Raw genomic sequence first — 23,721 nt, forward strand, 5'->3', positions numbered from 1 at the left:
AGCGATAAGCAGACGTGGCACGTGGCTCGCGAAAGAACCGCAGGGAACACCAGCTCCGCAAGGCGCCGGCGCCTGAACCGGTGCAGTACGCGCCGCAGCCGCTGCAGGTCTCTCACAGCGCCACGAGGCGCTGGATCGTCGGCGCGAGCGCAGTCGTCGCCGCCATTGCCGTCGGACTGCAGTGGTTTGAACTATCGAAGGCTCCCGTCCAGACGTCAGCCCCTGCCGAATTGGCCTTCGTCGGGAGCGAATCCTGTGCCGGCTGTCATCCGGCAGAGACGAAGCTCTGGCAGATGTCGCAACACCGCGACGCCATGGATCATGCGACCGCGCAATCCGTGCGCGGCGATTTCAACAATGCGACTTTTGACTATGCCGGCACCCGGTCGCGCTTCTTCCGTAGGGAGGGCAAGTTCCTGGTCGAGACCGATGGGTCCGACGGCAAGCCCGCGACCTTCGAGGTGAAATACGCCTTCGGCATCGATCCGCTGCAGCAATATCTGATCGAATTCCCGGACGGCCGCGTCCAGGCTCTATCCATCGCCTGGGACACGCGGCCGAAAGAGCAGGGCGGTCAGCGCTGGTTCCATCTCTACCCGGAGAGCGCCATCACCAGCAGCGATTCCCTGCACTGGACCAAGCTGAATCAGAACTGGAATTTCATGTGTGCGGAGTGCCACTCGACCAACGTGCACAAGGGCTACAATGCCGACAAGGACAGGTTCGCCACCACCTTTTCGGAGATCGGCGTCGGTTGCGAGGCCTGCCACGGTGCGGGCTCGCGCCACGTCGCCTGGGCGCACGGCAAGCCGGCGGCGCGCGAGGCCGATAACGGCCTGCTGGTCCGCTTCGACGAGCGCACCGGCATCACATGGTCCGCCTCCGCCGGCACATTGACGCCGGCACGCAGCGCGCCGGCGCCGGCCCTGCGCAAGGAGGTCGAAACCTGCGGGCGCTGCCACGCGCGCCGCGGGCAGCTTTCGGAAGATTGGACACCGGGCCAACCGCTCTCCGACACCCACCGCGTATCGCTGCTCGACCGCCAGCGCTTTCATGCCGACGGCCAGATGCGCGACGACGAGGAGACCTACAATTACGCGCCGTTCAAGCAGAGCAGGATGTTCGCCAAGGGCGTGACCTGCAGCGATTGCCACGACCCGCACAGCGCAACGTTGAAGGCGCCCGCAGACGGGGTTTGTTCGCAGTGCCATGCGCCCGCCAAATATGAATCCGCGGCGCACCGGCACCACGCCAATGTCTCGCCGCCGCTGGGTTGCCCGTCCTGCCACATGCCCGAGCGACGCTACATGGTCGTCGATCGCCGCCACGACCACGGCTTCCGCATTCCGCGCCCTGACCTCTCGGTGCAGACGGGCGCACCGAATGCGTGCAACGACTGCCATCGCGACAAGCCGGCGGCCTGGGCCGCGGATCAGATCAAGGGCTGGTTCGGGGCGGAGCGGCGCGGCCACCAGACCTATGTGCGTGCGTTTCATGCTGCCTGGAGCGGAGCTGCCGACGCGCAAGCGCAGCTCGCCGCAATCGCCGAATCGGCCGGCGTTCCCGGTATCGTCCGCGCCAGCGCGCTGGCGGAGCTTCCCGAACCAATTCTTGATCTGGTCCGGCATGGGCTTTCCGATCCGGATCCGCTTGTGAGGCTCGGCGCGCTCGATCGGCTCGAAGGAGTGCCCGCCGATCAGCTCTGGCCGCTCGCCTCGCCGCGACTGGACGATGCCGTGCGTGGTGTGCGCATTCGCGCCGCCGAACTTCTGGCCGTGCTGCCTGCAGCGCGCCAGCCAGCGGTCGATCGCGCCAGGTTCACGCGGGCGGCTGCCGAATTCATCGCTGCGCAGAAGCTGAATGCGGATCGGCCGGATTCGCGAACGGCGCTCGGCAACTTCTTCCTGCGTCAGGCCAATCCTGGCGCGGCGGAGGCCGAATACCGCGCTGCACTCAGGCTCGATCCCTCGTTTGCGGCGGCCGCCGTCAACCTGTCCGACTTGTATCGGCAGCTCGGACTCGACAGTGACGGGGAGAAAGTCCTGCGTGAAGCGCTCTCCGCGTCGGCGCAGGACCCATCTCTCCACCACGCGCTTGGTCTGACACTCGTGCGCCTGAAGCGCAGCGAAGAGGCGCTCGACGAGCTGCACCGGGCTGCTTCGCTTGACCCCGGCCAAATACGGTACGCCTACGTCTATGCTGTAGGGCTGAACGGAATGGGTCGGCATGACGATGCGCTTTCTGTGCTGAACCAGAGCCTGCGCGAACATCCGAACAATCCGGAGCTGCTTTCGGCCGCTCTGAACGTCAGCAGGGAGAAGGGAGACATCGCGGCTGCGCTTGGTTATGCAGAGCGACTGGCGCTCCTTCGGCCTGACGATCCACGATTGACGAACCTCATCAGAGAGCTCAAGCGATAGCTGAGCCAGGAAGCGGCCCGCACGTGCTGGCGGTTTTCGCCAGGCCGGACGGCCCTGCTTCGATCGTTCAAATCGCCGCCATGTCCTGCGGCGTCATCGTGAACGCCAGCCCGTAGCGGCCGACCGTCGGATGATTCTGAGCGCCCGCGGCGCAGAGCACCCCGGTTGAGAGCTGGTCGCCAACCGCGCGTTCGACCACGTCGCAATCATAACCGGACAGCAGCACGATCCAGTCGGCGGCACCGTCCTTGCCGCGGATCTGTTGCTCGGTCGTGGGCGCGCTGGTGCGAGGCGTGTCGGTGAGCAGGAGGTGGGCGCCTGTCAGTCCCGGCTGCTGTGCCAATGCGGCGAACGTGTCCGAAAGGTGCGCCTGCAACTCCGCCTCCCGGCCGATGTCCGGCGACAGCCTGATGGTGGCAAGCGAAGTCGCAACGCCACCACCAAAGCTCGCCACGATCCGGCACTGGCTGCGGACCATGCCGAGATGATGCGGCATCATCTTCCTGGACCACGGCGTCGGCGCGTTGAGCCGGTCGAGATATCCCTTCGACGTGAGCACCTCATATTGCTCGAGCTCGTAGAGCACGAAGAAGCTTTCGGCATCCGTCGTGCTGCTCCAGCGCGATCCCCGCCGAAAGCCGGGAATGCTCATCCGTTCCGGAAAATGCTCGTGCGAGTGCCAATCGCCGAACTCCGCGCGATGCTCGGGGCGGACGCTCCACCACATCGCGACGGCGGCCTTGCCGAGCAGTGCCATGCTGACCTCCCTTTTCGGACACTTTGCCTCAACGCCAACGGCGGCGGCAAGGTGTGCCTGCTTGACGAGCTGAGCCACAATTCCGCTACCGTTTTCTCGTTCAACTCCTGCGGGAAATCAGGGGAACTTCCGTTGCGCAGCACGCTTTGGGCTTTCGCTATCGCGCTCTGCTGCCTTGGCCCGTCGGCCGAGGCTGCGGGCATTCAGCTGCTCGACGCCGATCCGTCGCTGTCGGGTGCGATCTGGTATCCATGCGCGGCGGAGCCGACCCATGTGGCACTTGGCCGTCTTTCTGTCGGGGCCGATTTCAACTTGCAAGGCTCCAAGGATTGTCCCGTTCCTGGCACGAAGCTGCCGTTGGTGATCTTCTCGCACGGCCGTGGCGGATGGTTCGGCCAACATCATGACACAGTGGAGGCGCTGGCCGATGCCGGCTTCATCGTTGCGGCGATCAATCACCCCGGCGACACATACGGTGACTCCTCGCGGCGCGACACGCTGTCTGTGTGGGGATCGCGTCCGGCGGACATTGTTCGGTTGCTTGATTTCATGCTGAACAATTGGAAGGACAGGGCGGCGATCGATCCCGCCAAGGTCGGCTTCTTCGGCTTCTCGCTCGGTGGCTCTACCGGGCTCGTGCTGATGGGTACCAAGATGGATTTCGCACGTGTCGCCAGCCTCTGCAGGGAGACGACCGGCGCCTGCGCACAGCTTCACAATGGCGAGACGCCGCCTGCCCCGATAGCGGATGCGCGTATCCGCACCGCTGTGATCGTCGACCCTCCGCCGACCGTCCTGACGCGGGAGAACCTCGCCGCCGTCAAGGTGCCTTTCCAATTCTGGCGGTCGCGGTTCGGCGGTCCTGGCGTCGGCGACGGTTCCGGCAACGCGCGCGTCGCCGACGGCCTGCCGGGCAAGCCCGATGTTCATGTCGTGCCGGCCGGCCATTATGCGTTCCTGGCTCCGTGCTCGCCGGAGCTGGCGGCGGCCGTCCCACGCATCTGCACCGACGCGCCCCGCAGGGTTCGACCGGGCCGGATTTCACGGCGAGTTCAATGCGGCGGTCGTGAAGTATTTCCGTGAGCAGTTGGCGACGGGAGATCGCTGAGGCTCGAACTACCGTGACAGTCCAGCTCTGTCACCGTAATCGGATCGGTTGCACTAGTCGCGGGGCGTCCGCTTGTGTCCCGAAGCTGACCTGAGGCTCGCCGCCCGGAGCCTATCAGGATGACCGCTCTGATAATCGCTGTCGATTCTTGCGCATGCCTACCAGCGCACCGACTATCGACCCAAAGCAGAGAGGGACAGCAAAGAAGGTCAGAGCCCAAAAGGAGAATAGTAGGGAATGAGCCACAAATCCTCCCCGATGACATCGCTCTGAAGCCAAAGTGGTTCTGTTCCTGTCAAGACCAACAGTGACCCGGCGAAGGCGACTTTCATCCAAGATGTGGAGCGTGGATCACGCAGGGCGAAATGCAGACTCCCGCAAGCGGCCACAGAGGCGGAGCACCAGCCACAGGACGACAATCGCTAGCACGGGTAAGCTCCTATAGCCGAGCTACGGATCGATATCCACTTCAACTGCCTCGGTGGTGGCAATCGAAGCATCGCCGATATCGGCGAGCGTCTTCATCGAGCGCTCACCTTGGCGACAGACTTGGATGAGTGTCCGATCTTTCAAGATGATGCTGGCATAGACGTCGTGATCGATGATGACCGGTCGAGAGGCCCCCAAACCCGGGGTCTCGATCAGCTGCTCGCTCTTGCTGTTCGTGTCGGCGATCACGAGGTCGTAGTGATAAGGGTTAGAACTGGTCCTCGTTCTGAGAAATGCGACCAGCAAACCGTCCATCGATGCCGCCGGATAATTGGCTATACCTGCTGACAGGAATAGCGGCTCCAACGTGCGGGACGGTGGATCTATCGTTGCCTTCTCGGGATCGTATGGAAGCCGGAAAATGCTGCTCTGTTGATTAGCACGCCAGTCGAGTTTCGGGATGACCGGCCGGTCACGCGGTGGTCCATAAGCCGAAAAATAGATCTCATTCTGTCCTACGGCCAACGAATCCAGCTCGTACAATCTGAAGTCTGTGAGTTGCCGAGGTCCCGTTGCGGGCTCAAATATCCAGATATCGTTGCGGCTCAACCTGGCACGCCCATCGCCTCCCTTCACGAACGGACTCGAAACATAGAGAATCCGGCCTCCGGAAAGCTGGATTGCGGAGTGGATCGACCCGGCGCTTCTAAGAACGACGTGGCAAGTGAATCTGCCGGTGTCACACGATACCAACGCGGTTCCGCTACGACCTGGAAGCTCTCGAGAGAGAAGTAGTCGCGCGCCATCCGGCGATAGATATGGGGACAGGAGGTGCGATCCTTTGCTCCTGAGCTTGGTCCGTTTCCCGGAATCGAAATCAACCAGGAGGAGCTCCATATTTTCTGCCTTGCTGGATCTCACCAAAATGGCAGCGTTCTTGACGGAGGCCGCGAGAGAGAAGCCCCGATTCCACTTGTCGAGATCGAAGCCCTGCGTGTGGGCTGGGCTGGGCGGCAGTACGACAGCAAGCGAAAGCAGAAAAGAACCAATCGCTTGCTTGAGGCTGGACCGAACTGCGACAATCACGATCATCCGGCAAATGTGATGCCCGCGGGTTAAGAAAGGGACACCCGCTATAGTTGAATTGCAGCATTTCCCCATAGCAGTCACTTGGCTCCGACGCCATCTAATGGAAACAACGGTCGATGGCGGCTTCTGGCCCGAATGCGAAGTTCGGGCTGCCGGCTCCTTGAGGCACACCGGACGTACCTGGCCGACCCTTCAACCGGCGCTCGTGACCCGAAGCGGACACTTCGAAATTAAGGCAGACCGAAACGGCCGAGACGGGAAGCACTGCGGCTCAGCTAGGGAAGTCCTTTTGTCATCGTAAAGGGATTGAACCCACGTTCCGCGAGGGCAGCCCACGAAGCTGCGCCAAGATGTGACAATCGGAAATAGTTTCGCGGCTTGGTCGGGTCGGTGTCCAACACGAACCCCGTCGGTAACGCGCGGACAGTCGTGGCGTAGAGCCCACCATCGGGCGACCTCTGGGATTCGATGACAGCGATCAACGATTCTGCTCTCTCGGTCTTGCCGAGCAATTTCATCAAGAGAGCCATTTGGCCCGTACCTTCGGTCCACACACCGTCCCGGTCTTCACCGTAAGAAAAGCCTCCGCCGACACTCATTCGCTGTTCGGCGGTCGTCATTGCCGATGCAAATTTGCCGGCCGCTCCGTGAAGCGCTGTTAGCGGCCAGATCTGGGCATCCAGAGCCAAAATCGGATTATGCGTGACACCATCTTCAGCGGTCCCTGCGGCGAAACAGGCGCACGCCGGATTCCACATCGTATTTACAAAGTACTCGGCATCCGTTGCCTTATCGCGCCAACGCGAGTCGCCTGTACGGATCGCAAGCAGGCCAAACGCCGCGGCGAGGTCAGTATTATGTTCAGTCGATTTCCACGTCCGCACTTCCGGCATCGGTTCGTGCCCAAACGTACCACCCGTGAAACCGCCAGTACCGCGCGTATCGGCCCATTGCGCGACCCAAGCGCCAAGCCGCGCTGCACCATCGCGGAACGGGGAGCCGGTGTTCACATCATCAATCGACAGCAACGCCAACATGGCCCATGCCATGTTACCGACATCGCTGCCCACCTGATATCGATCCTCTAACCATATGTTCCGAGTATTGTCCCACCAACCCGGAAGTTTGGCGGAGTCACTCGCCACCACACCCGCGGCGTATGCGTTCCGGAGCCGCCCGTCGTGCCAGGTGCGGTCGTTATCGATGGCCCACAGAATCGCCGAGCCAATTCGAGACGCTTTGTCTCGCTCGCCGCAACTGATCAATGCGATGGCGGCTACAGCGTTGTCATAGAGGTAGGCGGCACCATGGAGAGGCCCCGATTCGACGGTCGGATAGCTGGGCAAAAACAACGGCCCTGGCGGTGCCTTATCGATTAGACTAGCGAGGTACCCGCACGCAGACGCTTCTGGTGTTGCTAAAGCCCGTAGTGGAGTGGCGGCCAAGATGATTATGAAAGTCGTTACGATCCATACGGAGGCTTCTATTCGGGCCACTTGGCTGTTCTCCAGGGTGGACGATGATTCTGTATACCCATCGGTGATGTCTAGAAGTGGCCCATAGCTGACGTCCTTGCGCCTCGCGCTGACGTCCGATTATCGCCCTTGGACTCCAGACCTCTGCAGCCCCTTCCGCGAACGGGGTGTGGTCAGGGAGCCCCTCCGATGTGCAGCAGCGAACGCCCGATGTGCACTCCCGGCACGACATCCACGATGGCATAATACCCCTGTTTTGCCCGACGGGTCAGGATTTTTTCGTCGAAACAGAAATATCGTTGCGGACCAACGGGATGGCTACTGTGCATGGGGTTGTTTTCCAGTTTTGATTTTGAGCGCGCGGCTGCGCGCCTTCCCAAGCAAAAAGGGCCGCCCCTTCGGGCGGCCCTTTCGTCTCGTTCAATGTTGGCCCGGTTACTCCGCGGCCTGCTTCTGCGGCGGGTCGAGCGCGCCGGACTTGTGGATCTCGGCGACCTGGTGATCCGAGAAGCCGAGCACCGAGCGCAGGATCTCGTCGGTGTGCTCGCCGAGCAGCGGGGAGCGCTGCACGTCGCTCGGGGAATCCGACAGCTTGATCGGGTTGCCGACCGAGACGTACTTGCCGCGGGTGGGGTGGTCGACCTCGACCACGGTGCCGGTCGCGCGCAGCGACTGGTCCTCGGCGATCTCCTTCATCGACAGGATCGGGCCGCAGGGGATGTCGTCCTTGTTGAGGATCTCCATCGCCTCGAACTTGGTCTTGGTCATCGTCCACTGCTCGATGCGGGCGAAGATCTCGTTCAGGCGAGGCAGGCGCGCCGCCGGCTTGGCGTAGTTCGGATCGGTCTTCCACGAGGGTTCGCCGATCACATCGCAGATCTTCTCCCAGACGGGAGCCTGGGTGATGAAGTAGATGTAGGCGTTGGGATCGGTCTCCCAGCCCTTGCACTTCAGGATGCGGCCGGGCTGGCCGCCGCCGGAATCGTTGCCGGCGCGCGGCACGGCATCGCCGAACGGCACGCCTTCACCGAACTGGCTGTATTCCTTGAGCGGGCCGTGGGCGAGGCGCTGCTGGTCGCGCAGCTTGACGCGGCAGAGGTTGAGCACGCCGTCCTGCATCGCGGCGGTGACACGCTGGCCTTTGCCGGTGTGGGTGCGCTGGTAGAGCGCGGTGACGATGCCGAGCGCCAGATGCAGGCCGGTGCCGGAATCGCCGATCTGCGCGCCGGTGACGAGCGGCACGCCGTCGCGAAAGCCGGTGGTGGAGGCGGCGCCGCCGGTGCACTGCGCGACGTTCTCGTAGACCTTGCAGTCTTCGTACGGTCCGGGGCCGAAACCCTTGATCGAGGCGACGATCATCTTCGGGTTGATCGCTTGAATCTTCTCCCAGGGGAAGCCCATGCGGTCGAGCACGCCGGGGCCGAAATTCTCGACCAGCACGTCGCACTGCTTGATCAGCTCGGTGAGGACCTCCTTGCCTTTGGGGTTCTTGGTGTCGAGCGTGATCGAGCGCTTGTTGTGGTTGAGCATGGTGAAATACAGGCTGTCCACGTTCGGGATATCCTGCAGCTGGCCGCGGGTGATGTCACCCACGCCCGGACGCTCCACCTTGATCACGTCGGCGCCGAACCAGGCCAGCAGCTGCGTGCAGGTCGGTCCGGACTGGACGTGAGTGAAGTCGAGAATGCGAACGCCCGTGAGCGCTTTGGTCATCGTGTTGCTCCGTACTCTTTGTCTGCCCCTGCACCCGGCAGGGAGTATTGGGTTGAGGGGTGGACTTACTTCTTCTTCTGCAAAACGCTCTGCGGATTGAGATTGCCGATGCGGCCGCTCTCCGAGCCTGCAGCCGGATCGATCACCGCGTTGATGAGCGTCGGCTTGCCGGACTTCATCGCCTCGTTCACGGCGCGCTTGAGCTCGTCGGGCGAGGTCGCGTTGACGCCGATGCCGCCGAAGGCTTCCATCATCTTGTCGTAGCGCGCGCCCTTGACGAACACCGTCGTCGCCGGGTCGGCGTTGGCGTTGTTCACGTCCGTGCCGCGATAGATGCCGTCATTGTTGAAGATGACGACGCAGATCGGAAGGTTGTAGCGGCAGATGGTCTCGATCTCCATGCCGGAGAAGCCGAAGGCCGAGTCGCCTTCCACCGCGAGCACGGGATGGCCGGTCTCGAGCGCGGCTGCGATCGCCTGACCCATGCCGATGCCCATCACGCCCCAGGTGCCGACGTCGAGACGCTTGCGCGGGCGGTACATGTCGATGACGCCGCGGGCGAGGTCGAGCGTGTTGGCGCCCTCGTTGACGAGGATCGCCTCGGGGTGCTCCTTGATGACGTTCTTCAGCACGCCGAGCGCGCCGTGATAGTCCATCGGCGATTTGTTGTTCATGAGCTTCGGCGCCATCTTGGCGACGTTCTCTTCGCGCTTGGTCGAGACGGCCTTGGTCCAGTCGGCGGGCGGGGCGGTCCAGCCCGAGGCAAGCGCCTGGTTGAAGGCGGAGACGACCGAGCCGATGTCGCCGACGACGGGCGCGACGATCTCGACGTTGGAGTCCATCTCCTTCGGCTCGATGTCGACCTGGATGAACTTCTTCGGCGCCTCGCCCCAGCTCTTGCCCTTGCCGTGCGACAGCAGCCAGTTCAGCCGCGCGCCGATCAGCATGACGACGTCAGACTCCTTCAGCACGGTCGAGCGGGCCGCGCCGGCGCACTGCGGATGAGTGTCGGGGAGGAGGCCCTTGGCCATGCTCATGGGCAGGAACGGAACGCCGCTCTTCTCGACGAAGGTCTTGATCTCCTCGTCGGCCTGCGCGTAGGCCGCGCCCTTGCCGAGAATGATGAGCGGACGCTTGGCGCTCTTGAGCACGTCGAGCGCGCGCTTCACCGAAGCGGGCGAGGGGATCTGCGCGGGCGCGGCATCAATCACCTTGACCAGGGACTTCCGGCCGGCCTCGGCGTTCATGACTTGGCCGAACAGCTTTGCCGGCAGGTCGAGGTAGACGCCGCCCGGACGGCCCGAGACCGCCGCGCGGATGGCGCGGGCGAAACCGATGCCGATGTCCTGGGCATGCAGCACGCGATAGGCCGCCTTGCACAGCGGCTTGGCGATCGCGAGCTGATCCATCTCCTCGTAGTCGCCCTGCTGGAGGTCGACGATCTCGCGCTCGGAGGAGCCGGAGACCAGGATCATCGGGTAGCAGTTGGTGGTGGCATGCGCGAGCGCGGTGAGACCGTTGAGGAAGCCGGGCGCCGACACCGTGAGGCAGACGCCGGGCTTCCTGGTGAGATAGCCGGCGATGCCTGCGGCGTAACCGGCGTTCTGCTCGTGGCGGAACGAGATCACGCGAATGCCGGCGGCCTGCGCCATGCGGCCCAAATCCGTGATCGGGATGCCCGGCACATTATAGATGGTGTTGATGCCGTTCAGCTTGAGCGCGTCGATGACGAGATGAAAGCCATCCGTCAGTTCCTGCTCGGTGCCCGGTGCTTCGGACTTGGTCGCGGTATTCAGCATGGGCCTTGTCTCCCTGGTCTCAAGGTGCGGGGCGAATTGTTCGCCCTTCTGGTGAAGGTTCACTAGGTAAAGAGTTCCTGGCCGTGCGCTTCGACGTAAGCTGCAAGGCCGAGGGTGTGATCGCGGGCGCGCTTCTCGGCGAGCTCGGTGTCGCGCGCTTCCAGCGCTTCGATGATGCCGAGATGCTCGGGCAGCGATGTCGCGGTGCGATCCTTGCGTCCGATGGTCAGCTGGCGATAGCCGCGCACGTGCAGCAGGAGGTCGTTGGTGAGATCGACCAGCACGGGCGATTCCGACAGCGAGATCAGCGCCTGGTGGAAGGCGATGTTGGCGCGCGAATATTCCTCGACGTGATCCTCGGGCAGGCGGTCCTTGCTGAAATCCTTGAAGAAGTCGCGCAGCGCCGTGATATCCTTCTTGCGTGCGGTGGTGGTGATGAGGCGCGCGGCCATGCTCTCCAGCGCCGCCCAGGCGCGGATCATGTCGACGATCTCGCTCTTGGTCCTTCGCACCACCATGATGCCGCGGCGCGGCACCGTCTTCACAAAACCGTCCTGCTCGAGCATCGCGATGGCTTCGCGGATCGGCGTGCGGCTGACGCCGAGCCGTTCGGACAGCGCGCGCTCGTCGAGCATCACCGGCTCGGGCGTCGAGTAGATGTCCATCTTGAGGATGGCTTCCTTCAAGGCGTCATACGCCTTGTTCTTGAAGCTGCTCTCCGGGGCAATACGAACGATTGCGATGTCTGCCTCGGCCATGTTCGGCAACGCCTTGGTTGGTTTGCGTAGTGACACGACGAATCTCCTCCAGTGGGGAGTCGTCTTTTACAGGAATATTAATGGGAAAGTTTTTGGCATACCACATGCCAGAATGTCAAGCTGGCGATTTTTTGCGGCGTTCTAAGACATCCACCAGCTTGACAAGTTGGCTTCTGGCATACCAAATGCCATCGCCAGCCATTTTTGATCCAAGCCGGCGGAGTAACCTTTAGGCTTATGCCACTCCGTTCCGCCGCATGGAACAGAGCGCGGCGAATGGCAAGCATCACGGGCAGCCGCAAACCACGCGCGCGCTTTGAAAAGAACGAACTCAGGTCAAGGGAGAAGCCAGATGTCCAATTCCAAAGATGCCGTCCGCAAGGTGCTCGACCAGGTCAAGGCGGACAACCGCACCAGCCTGACGGCGCCGGAAGGCAAGCTGGTCTGCGACGCCTACGGCATTCCGGTGCCGAAGGAGGGCGTAGCAAAGTCGGCGGGCGAGGCCGGCAAGATGGCTTCGTCCATGGGCTTCCCGGTCGTGATGAAGATCGTCTCGCCGGACATTCTCCACAAGACCGAAGCCGGCGGCGTCATCGTCGGCCTCAAGACGACCGAAGAGGCCGAGAAGGCCTACGAGACCATTCTTTCCAACGCCAAGAAATATAAGTCCGATGCCAAGATCGAGGGCGTCCAGGTGCAGCAGATGCTGGCGGGCGGCACCGAAGTCATCGTCGGCTCGATCACCGACGGCTCGTTCGGCAAGCTGGTCGCCTTCGGCCTCGGCGGCGTGCTGGTCGAGGTGCTCAAGGACATCACCTTCCGCCTCGCGCCCGCGACGAAGGAGGACGCGCTCTCGATGCTCGACGGCATCCAGGCGCATGAGATTTTGAAGGGCGTGCGCGGCGGCGAGCCGGTGAACCGCAACGCCCTCGCCGAAATCATCGTCAAGGTCTCGCAGCTCGTCACCGATTTCCCCGAGATCGTCGAGCTCGACCTCAACCCGGTGTTCGCGACGCCGAAGGACGCGACCGCCGCGGATGTGCGCATCGTCGTCGACTTCGCCTACAAGCCGAAGCCCAAGCCGCGTCCGACCGAAGAGATCGTCGCGGCCATGAACCGCATCATGCAGCCGAAGGCGGTCGCCGTGGTCGGCGCCTCCGCCGAGGACGGCAAGATCGGCAACTCCGTGATGAAGAACCTCATCAATGGCGGCTACAAGGGCGAGATCTATCCGATCCATCCCAAGGCCGCCGAGATCCTCGGCTATAAGGCCTACAAGAGCGTGAAGGATGTGCCCGGCGTGATCGATGTCGCGGTGTTCGCGATCCCCGCCAAGTTCGTGGCTGCGGCGCTCACCGAGTGCGGCGAGAAGAAGATCCCGGGCGCGGTGCTGATCCCGTCGGGCTTCGCCGAAGCCGGCGCGCCGGAGCTGCAGGCCGAGATCGTCGAGGTCGGCAAGAAGTACGACATCCGCCTGATGGGACCGAACATCTACGGCTTCTACTATACCCCCGCCAATCTCTGCGCGACCTTCTGTACGGCTTACGACGTCAAGGGCCACGCGGCGCTGTCGTCGCAGTCGGGCGGCATCGGCATGGCCATCATCGGCTTCTCGCGCTCAGCGAAGATGGGCGTCTCGGCGATCGTCGGTCTCGGCAACAAGTCCGATATCGACGAGGACGATCTGCTTGCCTTCTTCGAGCAGGATCCGAACACCAATCTGATCGCGCAGCACTGCGAAGACCTCAAGGACGGCCGCGCCTTTGCGGAAGCAGCAAAACGCGTCTCCAAGAAGAAACCCGTGGTGGTGCTCAAGGCCGGCCGCACCTCGGCCGGTGCCAAGGCTGCATCCTCGCACACTGGTGCGCTCGCCGGTAACGATCGCATCTATGAGGACGTGTTCAAGCAGTCCGGCGTGATCCGCGCTCGCTCCTTGCGCCAGCTGCTCGAATTCGCCCGTGGCGTGCCGGTGCTGCCGACGCCGAAGGGCGAGAACGTGCTGATCATCACCGGCGCCGGCGGCTCGGGCGTGCTGCTCTCGGACAGCTGCGTCGACAACGGCCTGTCGCTGATGTCGATGCCGCCGGATCTCGATGCGGCCTTCCGCAAGTTCATCCCGCCGTTTGGGGCGGCCGGAAATCCTGTGGATATCACCGGCGGCGAGCCGCCGATCACCTACGTCAACACGGTGAAGCTCGGCCTATCCGACGAGCGCATCCACGCGCTGATCCTCGGCTACTGGCACACCATCGTCACCCCGCCGATGGTGTTCGCCCGCAACATGGTTGAGGTGAAGAAGGAGATGGAGGCCAAGGGCTTCGTGAAGCCCATGGTCGCCTCGCTCGCCGGCGACGTCGAGGTCGAGGAAGCCGCCGAATATCTCTACCAGAACGGAATCCCGGCCTACGCCTACTCGACCGAGCTGCCGGTCGAAGTCCTCGGCGCCAAGTATAAGTGGGCGCGCGGGGCAGGGCTGCTCTGAGGCCTTGACGCCGCTTCGGCATCCGAAGCGGCGCCTTGTAGGGTAGGTCGTTCCGGGGCGATGCGCAGCATCCAACTATGGTGCGCAATTGCACACCTGAGGTCTGGTCCTTCGGACCATCCCGGAATGACGAATTCCAAAGCGGCAGGTCGCGATGAGCAAGAACGTGATCCGACGCAAATCGCTTGAGCCCAAGTCGGTCGCGGAAGCCGATCACGAGGGCCGCGACGGTGGCGTGCAGTCCGTTGACCGCGCGCTGTCGATCATCGAGACGCTGGCGGAGGACGACGAAGGCTATCGCCTCAGCGATCTCGCGATCCGCACCGGCCTGTCGGCGTCCACCGTGCACCGACTGCTCGCAACGCTCGAGAGCCGTCGTTTCGTGCAGTTCGACCGTGCCGAATCCAAATGGCATGTCGGCGTGCGCAGCTTCACCGTCGGCGCCAGCTTCGCGCGGCGGCGCAATTTCTCCGCGCAGGCGATCCCTTATTTGCGCAAGCTGCGCGATCTCACCCGCGAGACGGCCAATCTCGCCGTCGTCGACGACGAGTTCATCATCGTGCTGACCCGCATGGAAAGCCGCGAGATCATGCGCTCGCTGACCAAGGTCGGCGGCCGCGTTCCCATGGTGACTTCCGGCGTCGGCAAGGCCGTGCTCGCGACCTATTCGGACGAGGACGTTGGCGCTGTCATCCGCCATCACGGCATGCCTCGCCTGACCGAGAAGTCGATCGTTCGGCCGAGCGACCTGTTCAAGGAACTCGAAAAGATCCGCAAGCAGGGCTACGCCCTCGACGATGAAGAGGCCTGCATGGGCCTGCGTTGCGTTGCGGCGGTCGTCTACAACGACTGCGCCGAGCCGCTCGCGGCGATTTCAGTCTCCGGCATGACCGGTCGGCTGACCGATCGGCGGTTGCCGGAGATCGGGCAAATCGTCCGGGCTGTCGCTGCCGAACTGACGGCCGCGCTCGGCGGGGTGATTCCGTCGCCCCACTGACCAAAAAAGCCTTGGGGGGATGTCACTGGACAGCCTCGGTCGTTTTGGCTGATATGCGACCAAACGACACAATGCGGCAAACGTCCGCATGAGCCTGGAGATGCCCCCATGTTCCGATTTCCCGTGCGCCTTGTCGGCGCGGCCGTCGCGCTGACCCTGGCGGCAGCCAATCCGGCCCTCGCCCAGCAGCTCGAGCTGAAGCTGATGGCCCCGGCAGCGCCCGGCGGGGGCTGGGACCAGACTGCCCGCTCGATGCAGCAGGCGCTGGTGGCTTCGGGCGTCGCGCGCAGCGTGCAGGTCAGCAACGTTCCCGGTGCCGGCGGCAGCGTCGGCATCGCGCAGTTCGTCAATGGCGCCAAAGGCGACGGCAACCAGATGATGGTCAACGGCTTCGTCATGGTGGGCGCGCTCGCCATGAACAAGTCGCCGGTGACGCTGGAGCAGGTGACGCCGATTGCCCGCCTCACCGAGGAGATCCAGGTGATCGTGGTTCCCGCGAATTCGCCGATCAAGACCGCGCAGGACCTGGCCGCCGCGGTGAAGGCCGATATCGCGAAGGTCACCTTTGCCGGCGGTTCGGCCGGCGGCGTCGACCATGTGATGGCGGCCTTGTTCGCCGGCGCCGTCGGTGCCGACGCCAAAAAAATCAACTACATCCCGTTCTCCGGCGGCGGCGAGTCGCTCGCCGCAATCCTCGGCGGCAAGGTAACCGCGGGCATTTCGGGCCTCAGCGAATATGAAGGGCAGATCAAGTCCGGCAAGCTGCGCGCGATCGGCGTGACCTCGGAGAAGCGCATCGCGGGCAGCGACATCCCGACATTCAAAGAGCAGGGCATCGACCTCGTGATCGCCAATTGGCGTTCGGTGGTCGCGCCTCCCGGTATCACGCCGGAGCAGAAAAAGACGCTGAGCGAAGCGGTCGAGAAGATGGTGAAGTCGGACGCCTGGAAGGAGATCCTCAAGCAGAAGGGCTGGGAGGACGCCTATCTCGGTGGTGACGCCTTCGCCGACTTCCTGAAGAAGGAAACCGTGCGGGTCACCGACGTGTTGAAATCGGTCGGCCTCGTCAAGTCATGATCCAAGATCGCGCGTCTGGCGATCCCGCCCAGCCGCCGCGGCGCGTCGATCGTGCCGGCCTCGTCATCGCCGCATGGCTCGCCGGTCTCGCCGCCGTGCTGGTCTGGGATGCGCGCGGCTTGCCAGCGACCGCGATGTACGGCATGGGGCCGGAGGCGATGCCGGTCGTGATCGCTTGCGGCCTCGCGCTGCTCGCGATCGGCAATTTCATCGACGCGCTGCGCGGCAATTTGCCGGCGCGCGAGAGCGCCGATCCCGTGCCGGTGGTCCTGATCCTCATCGGCCTTGCGCTGCTGATCGCCATCATCGGCTTCGGCGGCGGCTTCATCCTGGCGACCTCTGCCCTGTTCGTGACGACGTCGGCGGCGTTCGGGCGCCGCGCCATCCTCGTCGACGCCATCATCGCACTGGTGATGTCGACCCTGATCTATCTAGCCTTCGACCGGCTGCTAACCCTGAGCCTTCCGGCCGGACCCCTGGAGCGACTGCTGTGATGGACACTTTCGCCGCGCTGGCCCACGGCATGGCGGTCGCCGTCCAGCCGATGAACCTGCTTTATGCGCTGATCGGCGTGTTCCTCGGCACGGCCGTCGGGGTGCTGCCCGGCATCGGCCCGGCGCTGACGGTCGCGCTGCTGCTGCCGGTGACCTACAAGCTCGATCCCGGCGGCTCGCTGATCATGTTCGCCGGCATCTATTATGGCGGCATGTACGGGGGCTCGACCACTGCGATCCTGATCAACACGCCCGGCGAGAGCGCCTCGATGGCGACTGCGCTCGAAGGCAACAAGATGGCCAAGGCCGGCCGTGGCGGGCCGGCGCTTGCGACCTCCGCGATCGGCTCTTTTGTCGCCGGCACCATCGCCACCATCGGACTCGCCTTCCTTGCGCCGTGGCTGGTCGATTTCGCCGTGCGCTTTGGCCCTGAGGATTACTTCGCGCTGATGTGCGTTGCCTTCGTCACGGTGTCGGCGACCTTCGGAGATTCGCCGGTTCGTGGCCTGACCAGCCTGTTCATCGGCCTGACGCTGGGCCTCGTCGGCATCGACAAGCTGACCGGCCAGGCGCGGCTTGCGTTCGGCATCCCCGAGCTGCTCGACGGCGTCGAGGTGACGACGCTCGCGGTCGGCTTGTTCGCGGTCGGCGAGGCACTGTATGTCGCATCGCGCCGCCACCATACCGAGGAGAAGCTCGAGCCGGTGCGCGGCTCGCTGTGGATGACGAAAGAAGACTGGAAGCGATCGTGGAAACCGTGGCTGCGCGGCACCATGTTCGGCTTTCCAATCGGCGCGCTTCCGGCGGGCGGCGCCGAGATCCCGACCTTTCTGTCCTATTCGACCGAGAAACGCCTGACCAAACACCCCGAAGAATTCGGCAAGGGCGCGATCGAAGGTGTGGCGGGACCGGAAGCGGCCAACAATGCCTCTGCGGCCGGCACGCTGGTGCCGCTGCTCACGCTCGGGCTGCCGACCTCGGCGACCGCCGCGATGATGCTGGCCGGCTTCCAGCAATACGGCCTCAACCCCGGGCCGCTGCTGTTCGCCGAACGGCCCGACCTTGTCTGGGGCCTGATCGCCAGCCTGTTCATTGCCAATTGCATGCTGCTGGTGCTCAACCTGCCGCTGGTCGGACTGTGGGTGCGCCTTCTCGCGATTCCGCAGCCCTGGCTCTATGCCGGCATCCTCGTCTTCGCGACCATGGGCACCATCGCCGCCAAGCCGTCGGTCGTGGAATTATCGATGCTGGCCGGCTTCGGCGTGCTCGGCTTTTTGATGCGCAGGTTCGATTTTCCGATCGCCCCCGTGGTCGTCGGCCTGATCCTCGGCCCGATCGCGGAAAGCCAGTTGCGCCGCGCACTCGCGATCAGCCTCGGCGATCCCATGACGCTGGTCCAAAGCCCGATCTCGGCGACGCTGCTGGCGGTGGCGTTGATCGCGCTGCTGGCGCCCTTCGTGATGAAGGGTCTCGGGCGGTTCAAGGCGAACGAGGATTAGCCGCTAAGACGCACGCATGTTCTAATGCTGCGTCCATTCCGTGGAGAATGCCATGCCGTCCGAACTTCGCTCGCCTCGTCTGGCCGTCCTGATCGACGCCGACAATGCCTCGGCCAAGATCGCGGATGGACTTTTCGAGGAGATTGCCAAGATCGGCGAGGCCAGCGTCCGACGCATCTACGGCGACTTCTCCAATGCGCGTTCCAGAGGCTGGGCCGACATTCTGTCGAAGCACGCCATCATCCCGCAGCAACAATTCGCTTATACGGCGGGAAAGAATGCGTCCGACATAACCCTGGTCATCGACGCGATGGACCTGCTTCACAGCGGCCGGTTCGACGGCTTCTGCCTGGTGTCTTCCGACAGCGACTTCACCCGTCTCGCCGCCCGCATCCGGGAGCAGGGAGTCGATGTCTTCGGGTTCGGTGAGCAGAAGACTCCGGAAAGCTTCAGGCAGGCCTGCCGGAGATTCGTCTATACCGAGAACCTGCTTGCCGGCACGGCGACCGCCCCGGACGCCGCCGCGAGGTCGGCGCCGCTTCAGCCCCCTGACGCAGCCATCCCCATGATCAAGAAAGTCATTGCCCAGATGGAAAGTGAAGACGGATGGGTTTCTCTCGGGGAAGTCGGAAAAGGGCTCACCAACCTCGCCCCCGATTTCGATTCGAGAACCTACGGCTCCCGCAAGCTGAGCGATCTCGTGCGAAAGACAAATTCCTTCGAAATAGATGAATCCAACGGCCGGGCAATGCGCATACGGGTCAAGCCCACTGCCGCACCATCGCCAAGACGGCGGAGCCCGCGCAGACCTGCAAGGTCGGGGACGGCAGGCGGTTCGGCGCCTGGGGCCTGAGCAGGGCGTGCTGCTATATTTGCGCTTGCCCCGCTCCGCGCGGGGCGTAACTATCGCTTGGCCGTAACGCAGCGCGAGGGTCATCATGACAAAACTTACCCGCTTCGCCGTCGCACCGCTGCATGCGATGACCCGGTGCCTCGCCGACGTCGCTTCGGCGCGTGTCGCGCCGGATCTCGTCGTCACGGGAGCCCGGGTGCTCTCGACCTATTCGGAGCGCATCCATCCAGGCCGCGAGGTCTGGATAACTGGCGGGCGTATTGCCGCGGTGAAGCCAGCCGGCACGGCGAAGAAGGTCTGGAGCGGCGTGCCGCTCTATGATGCGGCCGGCGGCATCATCGCGCCGGGGCTGGTCGATCCGCACATCCACATCGAATCCTCGATGGTGACGGCCTGTGCCTACGCGGAAGCTGCGCTGCTCAACGGAACCACCACGATCTTCTGCGACAGCCACGAGATCGGCAACGTCATGGACGTCGCCGGCGTCGAGGCGATGCTGGAGGACGCGCGCGAGGCGCCGCTCTCGATCTTCCTGACGGTGCCGAGCACGGTGCCGGCAACATCCGCGGAGCTGGAAACCGCTGGCGGCGACCTCACGCCGGACAAGATCGCGGGCCTGTTCGATCGCTGGCCGGAGGCGGTGGCGCTCGGCGAGAAGATGGATTTCGTGCCGGTCACGATGGGCGACGAGCGCAGCCATGCCATTCTCGCCGCGGCTCTGAAGCGTGGCCGTCCGGTGTCCGGTCATGTCTATGGCCGCGAGTTCGTCGCCGCCTATGCGGCGAGCGGCATCACCGATACCCACGAGGCCATCGACCGCGACATCGCCGATGACCTGCTCGATGCCGGCGTCTGGGTGTTTTTGCGAGGCGGCCCACCGACGACGCCCTGGCATTCGCTGCCGCAGGCGATCCGGACGATTACCGAACTCGGGGCCTCGCACAAGCGCACGGCCGTCTGCACGGACGACCGTGACGCCGACGATCTCCTGCTGTTCGGTCTCGACTGGGTGGTGAGGGAGGCCGTGAAGGCAGGGATGTCGCCCGAGCAGGCCTGGTCGATGGGATCGCTGCATGGCGCGACGCGCTTCGGCATGGAAGGCGACATCGGCGGGCTCGGCGGCGGCCGCCGCGCCGACCTCGTGCTGATGGACGATCAGCTCAAGCCGCAATGCACCTGGTATGGTGGCGAGCTCGTGGTCGAGCACGGCAAGGTCACCCCGCGTCTCGATCAGGCGCTGTCGAAGCGATATCAATATCCCAAGGCAGCCTATGCGACCGTCAAGCTGCCGCAGACGATGAAGCTGACGCCCGAATTGCCCGCCAAGGCATGCACCGTCAACGCCATCAAGACCGCGCTGCCCGGTATCACGCTGATCCACGAGAAAGTGGCGATCGAACCCGCAAGAGACTGGTCGTCGCTGTTCGCGCGCTATGGCCTGTGCTTCGTCGCGGTGGTCGAGCGTCATGGCAAATCCGCCGGCAACGTTGCCCATGGCCTTCTGAAGGATTTCGGCCTGAAGCGCGGCGCGGTCGCCTCCAGCGTCGGTCACGACAGCCACAACATCATCGTCGCGGGCACCAACGAGGACGACATGCAGGTCGCCATCGCTGCGATCAAAGAGCGGCAAGGCGGCGTCTGCGTCGTGGCCGACGGCAGGGTGAAGGCGCTGGTTCCGCTGCCGATCGCAGGACTCCTGTCCGACAAGCGCGTCGCCGAAGTGGCGGAAGAGGTGAAGGTGCTGAAGAAAGAATGGGCCGAGGCCGGCTGCACCATCCCCTACATGGGCTTCAATTTGATTCCGCTATCGGTCATTCCGGAAATTCGCATCACCGATAAGGGCCTCGTGCTGGTGCCGCAGATGGAGCTGGCGCCGCTGTTCGAGTGACGCGGCTTTCACGCATATCTCGATCTAACTGATTGAGAGCGCCGTGATTTTTTTGCGGTTGCCGCATCGTGGAAAATAAAACCGATCTCGTTGAGATCGTATCTTGCTCGCCTGATGATCGCGCTCGCTGACGCAACTGAAGCGAGGTCCGATATGGCGAAGATGCGAGCTGTCGATGCGGCCGTGCGAATCCTGGAGAAGGAGGGCATCTCGACCGCCTTTGGTGTTCCCGGTGCTGCGATCAATCCGCTCTATTCGGCGCTGAAGAAGCGCGGCTCGATCCGCCACATCCTGGCGCGCCATGTCGAGGGCGCTTCGCACATGGCCGAGGGCTATACGCGCGCGAAGGCCGGCAACATCGGGGTTTGCATTGGAACCTCTGGGCCGGCCGGCACCGACATGATCACCGGGCTTTATTCTGCGATCGCCGATTCCATCCCGATCCTCTGCATCACGGGTCAGGCGCCACGGGCGCGGCTCTACAAAGAGGATTTCCAGGCCGTCGACATCGAGTCGATCGCCAAACCCGTGACGAAGTGGGCGGTCACCGTGCGCGAGCCGGCGCTGGTGCCACGCGTGTTCAGCCAGGCCTTTCATGTGATGCGCTCGGGCCGGCCGGGTCCGGTGCTGATCGACATGCCGCTCGACGTGCAACTCGCCGAGATCGAGTTCGACGACGAGACCTATGAGCCGCTGCCGCTCTACAAGCCCACTGCCACGCGCAAGCAGATCGAGAAGGCGCTGGAGATGCTCAACGCAGCCGAGCGGCCGCTGATCGTCGCCGGCGGCGGCATCATCAATGCCGATGCCTCGGATCTGCTGGTCGAGTTTGCCGAGATTGCCAACGTGCCCGTTGTCCCGACGCTGATGGGGTGGGGCGCGATCCCGGACGACCACGTACTGATGGCCGGCATGGTCGGGCTTCAGACCAGCCACCGCTACGGCAACGCCACGCTGCTGGAATCCGATTTCGTGCTCGGCATCGGCAATCGCTGGGCCAACCGCCACACCGGCTCGGTTGAGACCTACACCAAGGGCCGTACCTTCGTGCATGTCGACATCGAGCCGACGCAGATCGGGCGCGTGTTCAATCCCGATCTCGGCATCGTCTCGGACGCGAAGGCCGCGCTCGAGCTGTTCGTCACCATCGCCAGGGAGTGGCGGCGGTCAGGCAGGCTTCGCGAGCGCCAGGCGTGGCCCGCCGCCTGCCGCGACCGCAAGAGGACGATGCTGCGCAAGAGCCATTTCGACAACGTTCCGATCAAGCCGCAGCGCGTCTACGAGGAGATGACCAAGGCCTTTGGCCGGGACACCTGCTACGTCACCGTGATCGGCCTTTCGCAGATCGCCGGCGCGCAATTCCTCGGCGTTTACAAGCCGCGCAACTGGATCAATGCCGGGCAGGCGGGACCGCTCGGCTGGACCTTGCCCGCAGCGCTCGGCGTGCGCGCCGCGTGCCCGGATCGCGACATCATCGCGCTCTCCGGCGACTACGACTTCCAGTTCCTGATCGAGGAGCTCGCGGTCGGCGCGCAGTTCAATCTGCCCTACATCCACGTCGTCGTGAACAATTCCTATCTCGGCCTGATCCGCCAGGCCCAGCGCGGCTTCGAGATGGACTATCAAGTCCAGCTCTCCTTCGAGAACATCAACGCGCCCGAAATCGGTGTCTACGGCGTCGACCACGTTGCGGTCGCCGAAGGGCTCGGCTGCAAGGCGATCCGCGTCACCGATCCAAAGGACGCGCAGGCCGCGTTCGTGACCGCGCGCGAATTGATGGCCAGGCATCGCGTGCCCGTGGTGGTCGAGTTCATCCTCGAACGCGTCACCAACATCGCGATGGGCACCGAGATCGACAACATCGTCGAGTTCGAGGAGGTGCTGGACCTGCCGCTCGACGAGGTTGAGCGGGCGCGCCCGGGCGTGCTGCAGCCGGCGGAATAGGGGAGGACGATATCATGCCGAAGTTTGCCGCCAACCTCACCATGCTCTTCAACGAGATGCCGTTCCTCGACCGCTTCACTGCTGCGAAAGCAGCGGGCTTTGCCGGGGTCGAATATCTCTTTCCCTATGATTTCGACAAGGCGCAGCTGCGCGAGCGGCTCGAGGCGCATGGCCTGACGCAGGTGCTGCACAATCTCCCCGCAGGCAACTGGGCGGCGGGCGAGCGCGGCATCGCCATCCTGCCCGATCGCACCGCCGAATTTCGCGACGGCGTGTTCCAGGCCATCGACTATGCCAAGGCGCTCGATTGCGAGCAGCTCAACTGCCTCGTCGGCATCGCACCTGCCGGTGCCGATCCGCGCGAGCTCCAGGAAACGCTTGTGGGAAATCTGCGCTTCGCCGCCTCGACGCTGGCACGGGAGAACATCAAGCTGCTGGTCGAGCCGATCAACACGCTGGACATTCCGGGCTTCTACCTCAACGGTACGGAGCAGGCGGTGCAGCTCATCTCCGAGGTCCGGTCGAGCAACCTGTTCATCCAGTACGACATCTATCACATGCAGATCATGGAAGGCGATCTCGCCCGCACCATCCAGGAATATCTGCCTGAGATCGCCCACGTCCAGCTCGCCGACAATCCCGGCCGTCATGAGCCCGGCACCGGCGAGATCAACTATCCCTTCCTGTTCCGCCATCTCGACGCGATCGGCTATCGCGGCTGGATCGGCTGCGAATACAAGCCGCGCACAACGACGCTGGAAGGCCTCTCCTGGCACGCGGCGCAGACTTTTGAGACCTGAGATTTAGGGCCAGATGCGGCCCCGCGACGACGGTGCGCTCCCTCTCCCGCTTGCGGGAGCGGGTTGGGGGAAGGGTGTCTCCGCGATGAGATCCTTGCGGAAGAAATCCCAACGTGGAGAGAACCCTCACCCGCGCTCC

17 protein-coding genes are annotated in these 23,721 nt (G+C 63.8%); 11 read left to right on the forward strand and 6 right to left on the reverse strand.

Going from position 1 to position 23,721, the window contains the following annotated elements:
• Positions 1–14: 14 nt before the first annotated feature.
• On the forward strand, positions 15–2,420 hold the full coding sequence (locus ABIG06_RS25155) for a tetratricopeptide repeat protein (RefSeq protein ID WP_424578404.1): 2,406 nt from the start codon (positions 15–17) through the stop codon (positions 2,418–2,420).
• A gap of 67 nt (positions 2,421–2,487) precedes the next feature.
• On the opposite strand, the gene ABIG06_RS25160 is transcribed toward ABIG06_RS25155, so the two are convergent.
• A complete protein-coding gene (locus tag ABIG06_RS25160) occupies positions 2,488–3,177 on the reverse strand; it encodes a hypothetical protein (RefSeq protein ID WP_370138989.1) in 690 nt (229 codons plus the stop codon).
• Between ABIG06_RS25160 and ABIG06_RS25165 the strand changes: the two genes are divergently transcribed.
• Entirely contained in the window at positions 3,121–4,260 is a 1,140-nt protein-coding gene (locus tag ABIG06_RS25165; protein WP_424578405.1) for an alpha/beta hydrolase family protein, read from the forward strand. The genes ABIG06_RS25160 and ABIG06_RS25165 overlap by 57 nt on opposite strands.
• A gap of 475 nt (positions 4,261–4,735) precedes the next feature.
• Here the strand turns inward: ABIG06_RS25165 and ABIG06_RS25170 are convergent, their stop codons facing one another.
• The 5 genes from ABIG06_RS25170 to ABIG06_RS25190 form a co-directional block, all read right to left on the reverse strand.
• Positions 4,736–5,806 (reverse strand): TolB family protein, encoded by a 1,071-nt coding sequence (locus ABIG06_RS25170; RefSeq protein ID WP_370138991.1) that lies wholly within the window; start codon positions 5,804–5,806, stop codon positions 4,736–4,738.
• A gap of 272 nt (positions 5,807–6,078) precedes the next feature.
• The gene (locus tag ABIG06_RS25175; RefSeq protein ID WP_370138992.1) at positions 6,079–7,149 is read right to left on the reverse strand and encodes a hypothetical protein; all 1,071 of its coding nucleotides are present in this window, start codon (positions 7,147–7,149) and stop codon (positions 6,079–6,081) included.
• A 564-nt stretch (positions 7,150–7,713) separates the two neighbouring features.
• Complete coding sequence (gene frc, locus ABIG06_RS25180) at positions 7,714–8,991, reverse strand: formyl-CoA transferase (protein WP_124161462.1); 1,278 nt, start codon at positions 8,989–8,991, stop codon at positions 7,714–7,716.
• A gap of 65 nt (positions 8,992–9,056) precedes the next feature.
• A complete protein-coding gene (gene oxc / locus ABIG06_RS25185) occupies positions 9,057–10,790 on the reverse strand; it encodes an oxalyl-CoA decarboxylase (RefSeq protein WP_370138993.1) in 1,734 nt (577 codons plus the stop codon).
• A gap of 62 nt (positions 10,791–10,852) precedes the next feature.
• Positions 10,853–11,548, reverse strand: a complete 696-nt coding sequence (locus ABIG06_RS25190; protein ID WP_162131044.1) for a GntR family transcriptional regulator — start codon at positions 11,546–11,548, stop codon at positions 10,853–10,855.
• 352 nt (positions 11,549–11,900) lie between these two features.
• Between ABIG06_RS25190 and ABIG06_RS25195 the strand changes: the two genes are divergently transcribed.
• From ABIG06_RS25195 to hyi, 9 genes are all read left to right on the forward strand, one after another.
• Complete coding sequence (locus ABIG06_RS25195) at positions 11,901–14,030, forward strand: acetate--CoA ligase family protein (RefSeq protein WP_370138994.1); 2,130 nt, start codon at positions 11,901–11,903, stop codon at positions 14,028–14,030.
• A gap of 154 nt (positions 14,031–14,184) precedes the next feature.
• Positions 14,185–15,027, forward strand: a complete 843-nt coding sequence (locus ABIG06_RS25200; RefSeq protein WP_370138995.1) for an IclR family transcriptional regulator — start codon at positions 14,185–14,187, stop codon at positions 15,025–15,027.
• A gap of 108 nt (positions 15,028–15,135) precedes the next feature.
• A complete protein-coding gene (locus tag ABIG06_RS25205; RefSeq protein WP_370138996.1) occupies positions 15,136–16,104 on the forward strand; it encodes a Bug family tripartite tricarboxylate transporter substrate binding protein in 969 nt (322 codons plus the stop codon).
• Positions 16,101–16,598 (forward strand): tripartite tricarboxylate transporter TctB family protein, encoded by a 498-nt coding sequence (locus tag ABIG06_RS25210; protein ID WP_370138997.1) that lies wholly within the window; start codon positions 16,101–16,103, stop codon positions 16,596–16,598. Before ABIG06_RS25205 ends, ABIG06_RS25210 begins: the two co-directional genes overlap by 4 nt.
• A complete protein-coding gene (locus ABIG06_RS25215; protein WP_124161456.1) occupies positions 16,598–18,097 on the forward strand; it encodes a tripartite tricarboxylate transporter permease in 1,500 nt (499 codons plus the stop codon). The genes ABIG06_RS25210 and ABIG06_RS25215 overlap by 1 nt, the downstream gene beginning before the upstream one ends.
• A 52-nt stretch (positions 18,098–18,149) precedes the next feature.
• Positions 18,150–18,950 carry an NYN domain-containing protein gene (locus tag ABIG06_RS25220; protein ID WP_370138998.1) on the forward strand — a complete coding sequence of 267 codons (801 nt, stop codon included), beginning with the start codon at positions 18,150–18,152 and terminating at the stop codon, positions 18,948–18,950.
• 85 nt (positions 18,951–19,035) lie between these two features.
• Entirely contained in the window at positions 19,036–20,838 is a 1,803-nt protein-coding gene (locus ABIG06_RS25225) for an adenine deaminase (RefSeq protein ID WP_370138999.1), read from the forward strand.
• A gap of 153 nt (positions 20,839–20,991) precedes the next feature.
• A complete protein-coding gene (gcl, locus tag ABIG06_RS25230) occupies positions 20,992–22,782 on the forward strand; it encodes a glyoxylate carboligase (protein WP_370139000.1) in 1,791 nt (596 codons plus the stop codon).
• Between the two features lie 14 nt (positions 22,783–22,796).
• Positions 22,797–23,582 (forward strand): hydroxypyruvate isomerase, encoded by a 786-nt coding sequence (gene hyi / locus ABIG06_RS25235; RefSeq protein WP_370139001.1) that lies wholly within the window; start codon positions 22,797–22,799, stop codon positions 23,580–23,582.
• Positions 23,583–23,721: the final 139 nt, after the last annotated feature.

The sequence above is a fragment of the Bradyrhizobium sp. USDA 326 genome (assembly GCF_049739485.1).
Taxonomy (GTDB): Bacteria; Pseudomonadota; Alphaproteobacteria; order Rhizobiales; family Xanthobacteraceae; genus Bradyrhizobium.